At 30.4% G+C, this 14,635-nt stretch carries 15 protein-coding genes; 9 read left to right on the forward strand and 6 right to left on the reverse strand.

Translation table 11 applies throughout. The annotated features are described in order from the left end of the window. Positions 1-73 precede the first annotated feature (73 nt). The 3 genes from yjbH to HMPREF2930_RS05835 all read right to left on the reverse strand — a co-directional run bounded on the left by yjbH (position 74) and on the right by HMPREF2930_RS05835 (position 1,917). The gene (gene yjbH / locus HMPREF2930_RS05825; RefSeq protein ID WP_002488369.1) at positions 74-871 is read right to left on the reverse strand and encodes a protease adaptor protein YjbH; all 798 of its coding nucleotides are present in this window, start codon (positions 869-871) and stop codon (positions 74-76) included. A 23-nt stretch (positions 872-894) separates the two neighbouring features. Then, positions 895-1,248: a truncated hemoglobin YjbI gene (locus HMPREF2930_RS05830; protein ID WP_070597281.1), complete on the reverse strand. Its 354-nt coding sequence runs from the start codon at positions 1,246-1,248 to the stop codon at positions 895-897. A 93-nt stretch (positions 1,249-1,341) separates the two neighbouring features. After that, positions 1,342-1,917, reverse strand: a complete 576-nt coding sequence (locus tag HMPREF2930_RS05835; RefSeq protein ID WP_019835657.1) for a CYTH domain-containing protein — start codon at positions 1,915-1,917, stop codon at positions 1,342-1,344. 209 nt (positions 1,918-2,126) lie between these two features. Here HMPREF2930_RS05835 and HMPREF2930_RS05840 point away from each other — a divergent pair, with 209 nt between their 5' ends. The 7 genes from HMPREF2930_RS05840 to fabI all read left to right on the forward strand — a co-directional run bounded on the left by HMPREF2930_RS05840 (position 2,127) and on the right by fabI (position 9,041). Then, complete coding sequence (locus HMPREF2930_RS05840) at positions 2,127-2,474, forward strand: UPF0738 family protein (protein ID WP_002448177.1); 348 nt, start codon at positions 2,127-2,129, stop codon at positions 2,472-2,474. Positions 2,475-2,490: 16 nt separating this feature from the next. Continuing rightward, positions 2,491-3,120 (forward strand): GTP diphosphokinase, encoded by a 630-nt coding sequence (locus tag HMPREF2930_RS05845; RefSeq protein ID WP_017175811.1) that lies wholly within the window; start codon positions 2,491-2,493, stop codon positions 3,118-3,120. 14 nt (positions 3,121-3,134) lie between these two features. Then, positions 3,135-3,941, forward strand: a complete 807-nt coding sequence (locus HMPREF2930_RS05850) for an NAD kinase (protein ID WP_017175810.1) — start codon at positions 3,135-3,137, stop codon at positions 3,939-3,941. After that, positions 3,941-4,807, forward strand: coding sequence for an RluA family pseudouridine synthase (locus HMPREF2930_RS05855; RefSeq protein ID WP_017175809.1), 867 nt, complete (start codon positions 3,941-3,943; stop codon positions 4,805-4,807). The genes HMPREF2930_RS05850 and HMPREF2930_RS05855 overlap by 1 nt, the downstream gene beginning before the upstream one ends. Before the next feature lie 18 nt (positions 4,808-4,825). Beyond that, positions 4,826-6,211, forward strand: coding sequence for a magnesium transporter (gene mgtE / locus HMPREF2930_RS05860; RefSeq protein ID WP_017175808.1), 1,386 nt, complete (start codon positions 4,826-4,828; stop codon positions 6,209-6,211). Positions 6,212-6,220: 9 nt separating this feature from the next. Continuing rightward, positions 6,221-8,065: a monovalent cation:proton antiporter family protein gene (locus tag HMPREF2930_RS05865; RefSeq protein WP_019835653.1), complete on the forward strand. Its 1,845-nt coding sequence runs from the start codon at positions 6,221-6,223 to the stop codon at positions 8,063-8,065. 205 nt (positions 8,066-8,270) lie between these two features. After that, positions 8,271-9,041: an enoyl-ACP reductase FabI gene (gene fabI / locus HMPREF2930_RS05870; protein ID WP_019835652.1), complete on the forward strand. Its 771-nt coding sequence runs from the start codon at positions 8,271-8,273 to the stop codon at positions 9,039-9,041. 351 nt (positions 9,042-9,392) lie between these two features. Here the strand turns inward: fabI and cozEa are convergent, their stop codons facing one another. Continuing rightward, a complete protein-coding gene (gene cozEa, locus HMPREF2930_RS05875; RefSeq protein WP_017175806.1) occupies positions 9,393-10,478 on the reverse strand; it encodes a lipoteichoic acid biosynthesis protein CozEa in 1,086 nt (361 codons plus the stop codon). 270 nt (positions 10,479-10,748) lie between these two features. Here cozEa and HMPREF2930_RS05880 point away from each other — a divergent pair, with 270 nt between their 5' ends. Both HMPREF2930_RS05880 and HMPREF2930_RS05885 read left to right on the forward strand, forming a co-directional pair. Continuing rightward, positions 10,749-11,492, forward strand: coding sequence for an esterase family protein (locus HMPREF2930_RS05880; protein ID WP_017175805.1), 744 nt, complete (start codon positions 10,749-10,751; stop codon positions 11,490-11,492). A gap of 122 nt (positions 11,493-11,614) precedes the next feature. Continuing rightward, positions 11,615-12,124 (forward strand): 2'-5' RNA ligase family protein, encoded by a 510-nt coding sequence (locus HMPREF2930_RS05885; protein ID WP_017175804.1) that lies wholly within the window; start codon positions 11,615-11,617, stop codon positions 12,122-12,124. 49 nt (positions 12,125-12,173) lie between these two features. Here the strand turns inward: HMPREF2930_RS05885 and ltaA are convergent, their stop codons facing one another. Together ltaA and HMPREF2930_RS05895 are read right to left on the reverse strand one after the other, a co-directional pair. Further along, complete coding sequence (ltaA, locus tag HMPREF2930_RS05890; RefSeq protein ID WP_017175803.1) at positions 12,174-13,370, reverse strand: lipoteichoic acid biosynthesis MFS flippase LtaA; 1,197 nt, start codon at positions 13,368-13,370, stop codon at positions 12,174-12,176. Continuing rightward, positions 13,345-14,523, reverse strand: a complete 1,179-nt coding sequence (locus tag HMPREF2930_RS05895) for a diglucosyl diacylglycerol synthase (protein WP_017175802.1) — start codon at positions 14,521-14,523, stop codon at positions 13,345-13,347. The genes ltaA and HMPREF2930_RS05895 overlap by 26 nt, the downstream gene beginning before the upstream one ends. Between the last annotated feature and the right edge of the window lie 112 nt (positions 14,524-14,635).

Below are 14,635 nucleotides of genomic sequence, written 5' to 3' on the forward strand. Positions count from 1 at the left end.
TTTTTTATGCTTAATTATTAAATCAATTTAATATAAAAAGAGCGATACACTTCATATAAGTGATCGCTCTTTGTTATTTCTTAGGCATTTTAGATTGCCAAAATTCGCCGTCAGGATAATTTAGTTTTTCAACTTTTTGTTGTAAAGCTAATTTTTTTAATTCTTTTACGAGTAACTTTTCTGGCCACTCATAAATAGTAAGCAGTTCTTCCATCGTTACTAATTGTTTGGATTGAATATAAGTTTCGAGATTTGGAGGTAATTCTTTTTCGATAGGGCATCCCATTAATTCATTAATAATATAAGTATAAATATGGTAAGGATAAAGACCTTCGACTTTCAAACCTTCTTCATGCACATCTTCACTAAAAAATACAAGTGAAGGCGCTTGTTCAATTTCCATTTCTCTTGCAATATGCAAATCTATTTTTAAACTTTCGGTAAGTTTATTTTTTTGTAAGTCTTCTTTGAAAACATCATAATCTAAACCAGCATTTTTAATACAATTACAAATCATTTCTTCAGTGATAATATCTTTTTTTGGTATAATTTCGTTCTGCATTAAATGAATAAAACGTTCCGCTCTTAATCTACCTTGTAATTCAGCAGCTTTATATGCTAAAGCAATATTATCAAAATCTGAAGTACTTTGAGCTTGACATTTAGTCAAAACCTTTAATGAAGGATTCAAAATATGTCTGATTCGAATATATTGATTATACTCAATTCTTAATTTAGAAATAATTGCGGATAATTTAAAACAATCTTTATTAAAGGGATCAAAGAATGAATAAATTTCTATTTTATTTACAGGTGACAGATTAGTGCTTTCACGACTCGCATTATCTACAATTTTAAGTTCTTCAGCCATGTTTAACTCACCTTCAATTATATTTAGGAATTCACCATATGGTTAGCAGTTAAACACAATCTTTCATACAAGTATTCGCCAACTCCTGCTGGAAATTGAGCTTTATACATATTTTCTAACCATGCATCTCTTTCATAAGTAGTAATTCTAAATGCCATATGTCTCTTTTTTAACATTGGGTGACCATGTTCTTGAGTGTATAAATCAGGACCTCCTAGAAATTGTGTTAAGAATTGCTTTTGCTTTCTACTTGTTTCTTTAAAATCTCCAGGAAATAAATGGTTGATTCTTTGATCATTCTCTACAAGAAAGTAAAAATAATCAATCATATCATACAAAGCTTTTTCTCCTATTACATCATAAGGTGTTGTAGTCATAGTATCACCCATTTCTATTAATGTATTTCTAATATAACATGAATTTTTACATTTAAAAGTAATTTGACTTTTCACAAGTTTATCTCACATCTATTATAATTGAGCTTGATATTCAAAAAAGCGTTGAACTTTATTTTTAGGGGGCTCATGAACTAGGTCAAATTGTTTTAATAAATTTTGAAATTTTTCAAAGCCTATTTGATAATCATTGACTTCAAATTCTAGTTCATAGTCTGTTTTATCAAAGTATTGACTTTTATCTAATACTAATAGTTCATTTTGAAATTCAACTTCTAATCTTTCAGTTGTCAATGCACCTAAAACACTTAATTCGTTTTCTTCAATATCAAATTCAGTAAGAATTTTTTGAATATCGTTAGGTAATGTTGATTTGACAATTGTTTGTCCAATATGAGGCTTAATATCGATTGGATGATTATATTCTATCAAGCCAACTTTAGCTGGTACTTTTAGTGTGATTTCAAATGTGTTTTGTTTAACACGTATTCTTAAAGCAGAACGATGATCACGTAGTTTGAAACTAGGTGATTCAATATAATAATTTGTTTGAGTGAATGGTGTGAGTTGTTTAAAGTAAGAATCTTTAATCGCGTTATATGTATTGAAATCAATTAATTGCTTAAATTCAATTTCATTATTAGTACTCATAATTACACCTCATTAGAAAATCTTTAGTATATTATTGTAGTTCATTATGACGGACATTTGTAAAAAATTAAAGTAATAACAATACTAAAAATAAAATATATGGAGCTAAATATTTAATCGTTTAGGGCATACTTGAACTATGGTACTCTAATGTGTGTTTGAAAGTTAAATTATGTTAAACTAATAAGGAATAATAAGGAGGAACAAGCATGCGTATATATGTAAATGAAATTAAAATCAAAGATGATAGCATTTATTGCTACTCAGAAGATCCAACTGATGGATTAGATGAAGTAGGACAAATGCTTGTAGATAGTGATAATTTTAGTTTTGCTTATTTATTAGATGATGGCTCGTCGTATTCATATTTGATTTTTGTACAAGAGACGTGGTCAATGTTACATAATAATAGAGATAAAAAAGTAATTATTAACGATGAATTAGAATTAGAACATTTTCAAGATGAATTAAGTTATATCCTAGAAAATGTTGAAGGAAATAATAACTATGGTAAGGAGTTTGTTTCAGCAGTTGAAGAAACTTTCGAACTAAAGTGAAACGGAGTGGAACCATATGAATCAATGGGAGCAATTTTTAACACCATATAAACAAGCAGTCGATGAATTAAAGGTGAAATTAAAAGGCTTACGTAAGCAATATGAAGTTGGAGACAACGCCTCACCCATTGAATTTGTAACTGGTCGTGTAAAGCCTATTACAAGTATCATTGATAAAGCGAATAAAAGGGGAATTCCTTTTGATCGATTACGTGAAGAAATGTACGACATAGCTGGTTTAAGGATGATGTGTCAATTCGTTGATGATATTGATGTAGTTGTTAACATGCTTAGACAACGACAAGATTTTAAAGTTGTAGAAGAAAGAGATTATATTAACAATACAAAACAAAGTGGTTATCGTTCATATCATGTAATTATCGAGTATCCAATTGAAACATTAAGTGGTCAAAAAATGATATTAGCTGAAATTCAAATTCGAACATTAGCAATGAATTTTTGGGCTACAATCGAACATACATTAAGATATAAATATGATGGAGATTATCCTGCTGAGATACAACATCGTCTAGAAAGAGCTGCTGAAGCGGCTTACTTATTAGATGAAGAGATGTCTGAAATTAAAGAGGAAATACAAGAAGCTCAAAAATATTATACTCAAAAACGTGCAAAAAAACATGACTGATGAGGTGTCAATACATGCGTTATACGATTTTATCTAAAGGTGACTCTAAATCAAACACGCTTAAACATAAAATGATGAATCAAATGAACTCTTTTCATATGATGGAGGATACAGAAAATCCAGAAATAGTAATATCTGTCGGTGGAGATGGAACACTTTTGCAAGCTTTTCATCAGTATAGTCATATGTTATCAAATGTAGCATTCGTTGGAGTACATACTGGTCATTTAGGTTTTTACGCAGACTGGTTACCTCATGAAGTTGAAAAATTGATTGATGAAATTCATCATTCTGAATTTCAAGTGATTGAATATCCATTACTTGAAATTATTGTTAAATATAACAATACTAAGAATGAAACACGCTATCTAGCACTCAATGAAGCAACTATGAAAACTGAAAATGGATCAACATTAGTAGCAGATGTCGCAATTAGAGGTAAACATTTTGAACGATTTAGAGGGGATGGTCTATGTATTTCTACACCTTCTGGGTCGACGGCTTATAATAAAGCACTAGGTGGTGCACTGATTCATCCTTCTCTTGAAGCCATGCAAATTGCTGAAATTGCATCTATTAATAATAGAGTATTTAGAACGGTAGGTTCACCATTAGTATTACCTAAGCATCATACATGTTTGATTACACCTGTAAATCATAATACAATTAGAACAACAATTGACCATGTCAGTCTAAAACATAAAAATGTGAGCGACATTCAATTTAGGGTCGCAAATGAAAAAGTTCGTTTTGCTAGGTTTAGACCATTTCCTTTTTGGAAAAGAGTTCATGATTCGTTTATTGAAAGTGAAGATGATTGATGAAATTTGTATACCATATTCATAGCGAAGAAATGCTTAAGACATTTTTACAACGTCATAATTATTCAAAGAAAACAATTAGCGCCATTAAACGTGATGGCGCTTTAATTATTAATAGGCAACCTGTGACAGTTAGATATATGTTGAAAAAAGATGATCAACTTATTGTTAAACTGCCGGAAGAAGTTCCAAGTACATATCTTCGTCCTTCAAACAAACATATTGAAATATTATATGAAGATACATATTTAATTATCGTTTCAAAACCGGTGCATTTAAATTGTGCACCTTCAAGAGAACATCCTCATGATAGTTTAATTGAGCGCGTGATGTATTATTTAAATCATTCTACAAATAAAGTACAATATGTAGTACCTCATATTGTTACAAGATTAGATCGTAATACGACGGGCATCGTTATCTTTACTAAACATGGTCATCTTCATCACCTTATGTCGACATTTGAAATAGATAAGCGATATATATGTGTGTGTTACGGTAAAACTAAAGAACAATCTATGATAGAGGCACCTATTGGTAGAAACAAAGATAGTATTATTACTCGGTGTATTACGCCATCTGGTAAACATGCAAAAACTGAATATAAAACGTTGAGTAGTCATCACAGTGCAAGTTTATGTGAAGTTAAATTACATACTGGACGAACACACCAAATTAGAGTTCATTTTAAGCATATTGGTCATCCACTTATTGGGGATGACTTATATGATGGTTTTCATCCTCGGATTCAAACACAATCTTTACAGTGTTATAAAGTAAAATTTAGACATCCAATATATAATAAAGAAATCGAGATTATTTTAGACTATAAAAACTTAGAAAAAATATATCAAAGTGTAAATTAAAATTAGGAGGTACATTTGATGTCATTAAATACAGAAACAACTGACATACAACATAATAAAGTATACAATCAAAAACTACTAGATGACAGTTTAAACCGCAATGATATAGATCAATTCAGAAAAGAATTTCTAACTATACATCAATATGAACAAAGTGAATATTTTGAAAATACAACGAATCAGAATAGACAAAGAATATTCGAATTTTTATCGCCTCAAGAAGTGAGTAGATTTTTTAATCAATTAGATATTGAGGGGAAAGAATATGAAATATTATTTGATTCAATGCATGCACATTATGCAAGTGAAGTATTAGAAAATATGTCTACAGATAACGCAGTTGATATTCTAAATGAATTATCTAACTCAAAAGTTGCCAGTTTATTAGCTTTGATGGATAACAGAGTCACAGATAAAATCAAAAAGTTATTACATTATGAAGAAGATACTGCTGGCGGTATCATGACTACTGAATATATTTCATTGGATATTGGTACATTTGTAAAAGAGGCACTCATGCTAGTTAAAAGTCAAGCACCTGACGCAGAAACGATATATGTGATTTATGTCGTTGATACTGCCGGTCAACTCGTAGGTGTTCTATCTTTGAAAGATTTAATTGTAGCAAATATTGATGCTCATGTTGAAGAAGTAATGATTCGACGTGTTGTAAGTGTAAATGTAGAAGAAGATCAAGAACGTGTTGCTCAAAAAATGAAAGATTATGACTTTATTGCTATGCCTGTGATCGACTATCAACATCATTTAGTAGGGATTATCACAATAGATGATATTTTAGATGTTGTAAATGAAGAAGCAGATGAAGATTATTCACGTTTAGCGGGGGTTTCTGATACTAAGTCTACTGATCAATCAGTATTTAAGAAAGCATTGAAGAGATTACCGTGGCTTATTATTTTAACATTTTTAGGTATGATAACAGCAACGATTCTGGGTGGTTTTGAAGATACCTTGTCGCAAGTTGCATTATTAGCAGCATTTATCCCTATTATAAGTGGGATGTCAGGAAATTCAGGAACACAATCATTAGCAGTGTCTGTTCGTAATATTTCTAATGGTGATATTAAAGAAAAAAGTAAACTTAAAATAGCTTTAAAAGAAGCAGGTAGTGGGTTAATCACTGGTTTTGTATGTGCAGTGATTTTATTCTTAATTATTGTCATTATTTATCGTCAACCATTCTTGGCACTGATTGTAGGTGCAAGTTTAACTATTGCCATGACAGTAGGTACGTTAGTAGGATCAATGATTCCAATCTTAATGAATAAAATTCATATCGATCCTGCTGTCGCAAGTGGACCATTTATTACAACTATCAATGATATTGTAAGTATGTTAATTTATTTTGGACTTGCAACAACATTTATGTCATATCTAACATAGGGGGATGAAATGGAATTTTTTTCTTTGGTCATAGTCGTCGTCGCAGCATTTCTTACACCGATTATTGTTAATCGATTAAACGTCACTTTTTTACCTGTTGTCGTAGCTGAAATATTAATGGGAATTATTATAGGAAACTCATTTTTAGGACTTGTCCACAAAGATGAAATGTTAAATATTCTGTCAACATTAGGTTTTATCTTTTTAATGTTTTTAAGTGGACTAGAAATTGATTTCAGCGCATTTAAAAAAGACACAAGAAAGAGACAGGGTATTGATAAAAATGAAAAGAATTTACCAAGTCATTTACAATTAGCACTTACAGTTTTTTCATTAATAATGGTACTTTCAATCATTTTAGCATTTGCATTTAAATGGTTAGGCTTTGTAGATGATGTATTATTAATGGTCATTATTATTTCAACTATTTCATTGGGTGTAGTTGTGCCAACACTTAAAGAAATGAATATCATGCGCACAACAATAGGACAATTTATATTATTAGTAGCAGTATTAGCAGATTTATTTACGATGGTTTTATTAACTATTTATGGTGGAATCAATGGTGAAGGCGGAGGGTCAATTTGGCTATCTGCAATTTTAATCGTGTTTACTGCAATATTTTATTTGTTAGGTTCTGTATTTAAACGGTTAAATTTTATGCAACGCTTAATGGGTGGTACAACACAAATTGGTATACGGGCCATTTTTGCATTAATCATTTTACTGGTTGCTCTTGCTGAGGGTGTTGGTGCTGAATATATATTAGGTGCTTTTTTAGCTGGTGTAGTTGTATCACTGTTAAAACCTGATGAAGAAATCATTCATACTTTAGATTCATTTGGATACGGATTCTTTATACCGATATTCTTTATTATGGTCGGTGTAGATTTAGATATACCATCTTTAATTAAAGAACCCTCTTTACTTATTATAATTCCGATACTTATATTGTCCTTTATCGTTTCTAAGTTGATTCCTGTCTTATTTATTCGAAGATGGTTTGATACTAAAACAACTATTGCATCAGCATTTTTATTAACATCAACACTTTCGCTTGTTATTGCTGCAGCAAAAATTGCTGAAGAATTAAAAGCAATTACTTCTGAAATGTCAGGAATATTAATATTAAGTGCAATTATTACATGTGTATTTGTACCTGTTGTATTTAAAAAATTATTCCCAATTCCAGATGAAGTGAACCGGAAAATTGATATTGCGTTAATTGGTAAAAATCAATTGACTATTCCAATTGTTCAAAATCTGACTTCACAGTTATATAATATAACGTTGTTTTACCGTAAAGATTTAGGTGATCAGCGTAATTTACCTGACAATGTGACTGTTATTGAAATTAGTGAATATGAAGAAAGTTTATTAGAGAGACTTGGCTTATTTAATCAAGATATTGTCGTATGTTCTGCTAATGATGATGGCTTAAATAAAATGATAGCAAAATTAGCTAAATCTCATGGTGTAAACAGAGTTATTTGTCGACTAGAAAATAGTGGTGATGATGAAGAGTTAAAAACAGATGGTATTGAAGTATTTAGTAATTTTATTAGTAATAAAATTTTCTTAAAAGGTTTAATTGAAACACCAAATATGCTAAATATTTTAAGTAACGTTGAAACTTCACTATATGAAATTGAAATGTTAAATTATAAATACGAAAATATTCTATTGCGTAATTTCCCATTTGGTGGGGACATCATATTTGTACGTATTGTTAGAAATAATGAATCCATTGTACCACATGGAGATACGCAACTTAGATATAAAGACCGTTTAATTGTAACAGGTTCTAAAGAATATGTAGATGAACTCAAATCTGAATTAGAATTTTATTATTAATCTATTTAAAAGAGAGGACAAAATAAAGGGTATCTTTGAAAAATAACATAAAAAGATACATTACTTTATGTACCTCTCTTTTTATTGAGATGATTTGAAAATTTATTATTACTTTATTAAATATTATTAACAATGGTAAAATATGTATGTTAAAAACGTTTATAATGAACGGATTAATATAAAGTAATATAAGGAGATAATTTATATGATTAATTTAGAAAATAAAACCTTTGTCATTATGGGTATCGCTAATAAACGTAGTATTGGTTTTGGCGTAGCTAAAGTATTAGACGAATTAGGTGCTCATCTCGTATTTACATATCGTAAAGAGCGCAGTAAAAAAGAATTAGAAAAATTATTAGGCCAATTAAATCAAAAAGAGCATCATTTGTATCAAATAGATGTTCAAAAAGATGAAGATGTCATTAATGGCTTTGCGAAAATTGGTGAAGAAGTTGGAACTATTGATGGCGTCTATCATTCAATTGCATTTGCTAATATGGAAGATTTACGTGGTCGTTTTTCTGAAACATCTCGTGAAGGATTCCTACTTGCACAAGACATTAGTTCATATTCATTAACAATTGTAGCTCATGAAGCGAAAAAAATTATGCCGAATGGGGGTAGTATTGTAGCTACAACTTATTTAGGCGGAGAATTTGCAATTCAAAACTATAATGTGATGGGTGTTGCAAAAGCAAGTCTTGAAGCAAATGTTAAATATTTAGCATATGATTTAGGCCCAGATAATATTCGAGTCAATGCAATTTCTGCTGGACCAATTCGTACATTAAGTGCTAAAGGTGTAGGTGGTTTGAACTTAATTCTTAAAGAAGTTGAAGAACGTGCACCGTTAAGACGTAATGTAGATCAAGAAGAAGTGGGCAGAACTGCTGCTTATTTATTAAGTGATTTTTCAAGTGGTGTGACTGGAGAAAATATCCACGTAGATAGTGGTTTCCACGCAATTAAATAAGTTTAAATTGAAAAATAGATATAAGATATATGATAAATCCAAGAGTCTGAGACAATGAGTTGTCTTAGACTTTTTTAATAAATTGACAGTTGATGACTGAGTTGAAAATGCATTTGTATCAAGCTTTATTCAATTTCACTTCCAAGGCTAGAACATAGAGACTTTTAATAAGAACATCTATATTCAACGCAAATTGGAGAGGCATAGGCATTGATGATGTAGAACGACGACTTAAAAATGAATTTTATCCCTCTTCTAGCTTTATATTATTTAATGTGATATGACATAAAAAAACTGCGAATAGAATATGTTCTATCCGCAGTAAGTAATTAAAAAGCATTAATAATTAAATTAATCTTTAACATCGCTATTTGCTTTATCAATGATACGTTGACGATACTTAAATACATTTCTTGCTACTGTTTTTAATACTGCATAAAGTGGAACAGCAATTAAAATAAGTGTGAATCCTCCTAAATCACCCGCTGCTAAGATAACAACAATGATTGTAAGTGGATGAATACTTAATGATTTACCCATGACGTTAGGTGTGATGACATTACCTTCAAGTTGCTGTGCAATTAATGTAACAACACAAACCCAAATAAATGTTGATGGACCATCGATAATTCCTAATATTGCAGCAGGCGCAAATGATAACCATGGTCCTAAAAATGGGATTAAGTTTGCTACACCAGCGAATAATACAAGCAATGGAGTATAAGGTAACCCAATAAGGGTATAACCAATATAAAGAATAATACCTAAGATGAAACTAACAGTAACTTGACCTTGAATATACGATTTTAACGTATAATTTAAATCTTTAAGTAAATCAACAACAAAAACTTTACGTTCTCCTTTGAAAAATTTACCAATTGCTGGAATAAATTTTTCATGATCTTTTAACATATAAATCAAGAAGAACGGTACCATAATCAATAAGAAGATGGTTGAAATAAGAGATGTGATATAAGTGATTGAATTTGCTAATATACCAGTTAAACTATCACTGATTGATTTCATTGTTGAATTAATTTTCGCTGTTACATCACTTGGTAATTTATCCATTTGATTTAATGAGAAATTAACCACTTGCTCTGCATCACGTTGTAAAGTTGGTGTTGCTTTGATTAAATTATTAACATTAGAAATAATAATAGGCGCAATGAAAGCTACTACGATAGCGATAATAGCGATTAATACGATAAAGATAGTTAAAATACTTGCCCAACGTGGGAAACCCCATTTTTCCAAAAGTGTTTGAAAAGGTAAGCAGATATAAAATAAAAATCCACTTAACAAGAATGGAAGAAACACTGAACCAATAATAGTTGCTATAGGTGTAAATACACTATGCACTTCCATAAATAACTTTATAAGTACGAACAGGATGATTAAGAAAATCCCAGTTCGAAACCATACTTTATTAAGCATAGACTTACTTCCTCCTAAAGTAATGAATTCATTAGTAATAAGTATATCTTAAATAAGAGATGTTAAAAAGGAAAAGTTGATTAACTAAAAAAGAATTATATTATAATATTTAGTTGTATAAAAATAGATGAGCTTAATTAAACAATTCCTAATTTTCTTAAAAAAGTATATAAAATCTAAAATAAAAAAGCTTATTATAAACGTTTATATCACTGTCACTAATAAATAAAATTGATACAATATGAATATATATGAAGGAGAGAAGATAACATGGGAGAATTTAAAGCTGGAAAAATTAATAAATATATTTTGAGTAGTGACATTCTAGAAAGAGATATCACATTGTCGATTTATCTTCCAGAAGATTTTACTGAATTATTTAAGTCTCAGGTGATTATTTGTTTTGATGGATTGGATTTTTTCCGATTTGGAAGGATTCAGCGTGAATATGAACGTCTAAGAAAAGAGGAACATATTGAACGTGCTATTATTGTTGGATTTCATTATGAAGATGTTGAGAAACGTAGAGAAGAGTTTCATCCTCAAGGTAGTCGTAGTCAAAAGACGATTCAGTCAGTAGTTAAAGAGCTTTTACCTTTCATTGATCAAACGTTCCCTACATATAAGGTGGGAAATTCTAGATTATTAATAGGAGATAGTTTAGCTGGAAGTATTGCCTTTCTTACTTCATTGACTTATCCTTCAATATTTAGTCAAATAGCTATGTTTAGTCCGCACTCAGATCATACTGTTCTTGAAAAATTTGAGACATGTAAGCAACGTAATCGATTAACGATTTGGCATGCGATTGGTAAAGATGAAGTCGATTTTAAATTACCAACGACTGGTGAGCAAGCGGATTTTTTAACTCCAAATAGAAAGCTAGCAAACCTTATTGAACAAGATGAGCGTGTCACTTACGTATACAATGAATTTAATGGTAGTCATAATTGGAAATCATGGAAACCTATGCTCGGAGATATTCTCTATTATTTTTTAAATAATAATAAATAATAGTACATATTAATAGTTTACAAATCTTTTTTTGAAAGCCTTTTCAAAAAATGTTGTATCTAATAACGTATTAAATAGAATTTTGATATAATAGAAGTATGTTAAACAAAGGAGGAATTTCAATGAAGATAGGATTAGCACTTATTCCGTCACAATCATTTCAAAATGAAGTAGATGGCTATCGTAAGCGTTATGATACTGAGTATGCACGTATTATGCCACATATTACGATTAAACCTCACTTTGAACTTAAAGAAACAGAATTAGATTCATTTAAAGACGAAGTTAAACAAACATTAGATGGATTTAAACCTGTAGAGGTCCACGTGACAAAAGCTTCAAGCTTTAAACCGACAAATAATGTTATTTATTTTAAAGTAGAAAAAACAGAAGAATTAGAAAATTTATTTAATACATTTAATACCGAATCATTTTATGGTAAAGCTGAACATCCATTCGTTCCTCATTTTACGATTGCTCAAGGCTTAACGAGTCAAGAATTTGAAGATATATTTGGTCAAGTGAAGCTTGCAGGGGTAGACCATAGAGAAACCATCGATGAACTTTCATTGTTACATTACAATGAAGATGAAGATAGATGGAACATTGTTGATAGTTTTAAACTAGCATAATATGTATATAAAAAAAGAAGTCAAAACATTTTAGTTTTGACTTCTTTTTTTAAGAATATTTTTGATGCTTTCTACTTTTGATAAAATAAATGCCATAAAAAATAGCGAGTAATAGAAAAATCAAAGCTGAGACATAGAATGTATTATTTAATCCATTTGAGAATTGAGCGATAAGGCCTCCGAAAAGAGGACCAATCATTGAACCAAAGCCTTGGACGCTATTAAATACACCCCAAGTTTCTTCTTGTTCAGATGGATCGATATGTCCAGCCATAAAAGTATTCCAAGCAGGTAATAAAATGCCATACATTAAACCTATAAAGGCGGCAACTATCCAAACAACAATAATATTGTTAACTAGTGAGAGACCAAAAATAAATAGCGTAAACAATATGAATCCTACAAAAATAACGGTATACATAAAGCCAGTGCTATTTTTATCGATCATTTTAGATAAAAATAACATTGATATTGCACAACCAATACCACCAATAGCGATAGCAGCAGTATATTCAATAGTTGTTACCCCCACAACTTTTGTAGCATACGTCGGCAATATTGGAAGCAAAGCTGATATTGAAGCACCTTGCAACAAAATACCTGGGAATAAAATCATATGACGTTTCATTACCTCTACGATTTGACCTAATTGTTCTTTCACAGGTTTAGTATTATAATTTGTGAGTTTTACATCTACAAAATAATAAAGTATCCATGCAATGATAACGACAAGAGACATCGCAAATGCAAATCGCGTTGGATGTATTTTGACTAGAACATTCATAAACGCCCAGCCTACAAGCAAACCTAATAACCATGAAAAGTATACATAACCCATTTGTTTGCCACGTTGACTTTCTTCCACACTAGATAACATGATTACCCATATTGGACTTACTGCAATCCCTAGCATAATTGCACTAATAATGATAATGATGGGATTAGCTGGAAAGAAAATAATTAGAAACAAGCTTAAAAAAGCTAATAAAAAACCTAAATTAAGGACGATTTTAGTCCCGAATTTCTTTAATAAAAATCCAATCACAAAGTTTGTAGCTGCATCTGAAATAAAATGAATAGATAGTGCTACTGAAGTCACAGCTACAGCGATAGAGGTTACAGTAGGTAAATAGTTAACATAACTTAATACATACATTCCTCTAGCAAATTCCATTAAAAATAAAATAACGAGCATTATTTTAAAGTTTTTACTTACGCTTTTATTGTTTGACAAAGAACTTGGCATATAATGGCACCTTTCCATAAATTTCTTGCTGTTGAGATGAATGATCGAGCATATTCAATAAATCGATACAAAGTCGATGGGTTGAATAATCTACTCTATCTTGACGCATTGTATTTATCATTAGAGTTAATTTGTTCGAATCATGTGTTAATTCAGAGACAATGTCAATTGCATCTTCAGGAGTATCAGCAATTCTACCATACCCTTTTTCTTGGAAATAATACGCATTTTCTAGTTCTTGTCCTGGAGCAGGATTTAAGAAAATCATTGGGATACTTCTTGTCAAACCTTCGGATATCGTAATCCCACCTGGTTTAGTAATCATTAATTGACTTGAAGCCATCCATTCATTCATATGTTTTGTATATCCTAAAATGAGAACGTTGTCGTAAGATTTAAATCTAGCTTCCAAATTACGTTTAAGTCCTTTACTTCTACCACAAATCATAACGACTTGAGAATGAGGACTTTTTTCTAAGATACGTTCTATCATATGTTCAAAACCTTTTGATACTCCAAAAGCACCTGCAGACATAAGAATAGTAGTTTTTTTAGGGTCTAAATGATATTTTTTTAGCCAAGCCTGTTGATCAATATCCGCTTCAAATTTATCAGAAATAGGGATACCTGTGACTTTAATTAAAGATGCCGGTACACCAACGTTTACAAAGTCTTCTTTTGTATCTTCAGTAGCCACATAATATCTATGAGAATTTGGAGTAATCCAGTTCTTTTGTAGACGATAATCCGTCATGACTGTTGCGATAGGAATACGCATGTTAAATTGTTCAGTTAATACTGACATCACGGGCGTTGGAAAAGTCATTAAAATCAAGTCAGGCTTTTCTTTTAAAAGTAGGTTAATTAATTTATTTAAACCATAGTATTTATAAAAACATTTATCTAATTCATCTGGTCGACTATAATAAAAGTTTTTATACATATTTCTAAAATATTTAAAGCTATTGATATACCATTTTTTACAAATAGACGTAAGGATGGGATGTGCTTCCATAAATAAATCATGCTCAATAACAGAAATATGAGATAGATTCATGTCATTCAATTGATTGACAATACTTTGTGTCACTTGTAAATGACCATTTCCAAATGATCCAGTGATAATCAATATCTTTTTATTTTGAGTAACCATTAATAGTCACCCTCCAATAATTTAAGTTTAATCCATCGAATAATGTATTACAGTAAAAAATACATACGGGTATAAATAATATGTATTTTATTCAAGAAAGTCATAAAATTCA

This window comes from Staphylococcus sp. HMSC068C09 (genome assembly GCF_001813735.1).
In the GTDB taxonomy this organism is placed as follows: Bacteria; Bacillota; Bacilli; order Staphylococcales; family Staphylococcaceae; genus Staphylococcus; species Staphylococcus hominis.

Coding starts and splice junctions, on each gene's coding strand:
- yjbH (WP_002488369.1), bottom strand. CDS start 871: ATGGCTGAAGAACTTAAAATTGTAGATAATGCGAGTCGTGAAAGCACT.
- HMPREF2930_RS05830 (WP_070597281.1), bottom strand. CDS start 1,248: ATGACTACAACACCTTATGATGTAATAGGAGAAAAAGCTTTGTATGAT.
- HMPREF2930_RS05835 (WP_019835657.1), bottom strand. CDS start 1,917: ATGAGTACTAATAATGAAATTGAATTTAAGCAATTAATTGATTTCAAT.
- HMPREF2930_RS05840 (WP_002448177.1), top strand. CDS start 2,127: ATGCGTATATATGTAAATGAAATTAAAATCAAAGATGATAGCATTTAT.
- HMPREF2930_RS05845 (WP_017175811.1), top strand. CDS start 2,491: ATGAATCAATGGGAGCAATTTTTAACACCATATAAACAAGCAGTCGAT.
- HMPREF2930_RS05850 (WP_017175810.1), top strand. CDS start 3,135: ATGCGTTATACGATTTTATCTAAAGGTGACTCTAAATCAAACACGCTT.
- HMPREF2930_RS05855 (WP_017175809.1), top strand. CDS start 3,941: ATGAAATTTGTATACCATATTCATAGCGAAGAAATGCTTAAGACATTT.
- mgtE (WP_017175808.1), top strand. CDS start 4,826: ATGTCATTAAATACAGAAACAACTGACATACAACATAATAAAGTATAC.
- HMPREF2930_RS05865 (WP_019835653.1), top strand. CDS start 6,221: ATGGAATTTTTTTCTTTGGTCATAGTCGTCGTCGCAGCATTTCTTACA.
- fabI (WP_019835652.1), top strand. CDS start 8,271: ATGATTAATTTAGAAAATAAAACCTTTGTCATTATGGGTATCGCTAAT.
- cozEa (WP_017175806.1), bottom strand. CDS start 10,478: ATGCTTAATAAAGTATGGTTTCGAACTGGGATTTTCTTAATCATCCTG.
- HMPREF2930_RS05880 (WP_017175805.1), top strand. CDS start 10,749: ATGGGAGAATTTAAAGCTGGAAAAATTAATAAATATATTTTGAGTAGT.
- HMPREF2930_RS05885 (WP_017175804.1), top strand. CDS start 11,615: ATGAAGATAGGATTAGCACTTATTCCGTCACAATCATTTCAAAATGAA.
- ltaA (WP_017175803.1), bottom strand. CDS start 13,370: ATGCCAAGTTCTTTGTCAAACAATAAAAGCGTAAGTAAAAACTTTAAA.
- HMPREF2930_RS05895 (WP_017175802.1), bottom strand. CDS start 14,523: ATGGTTACTCAAAATAAAAAGATATTGATTATCACTGGATCATTTGGA.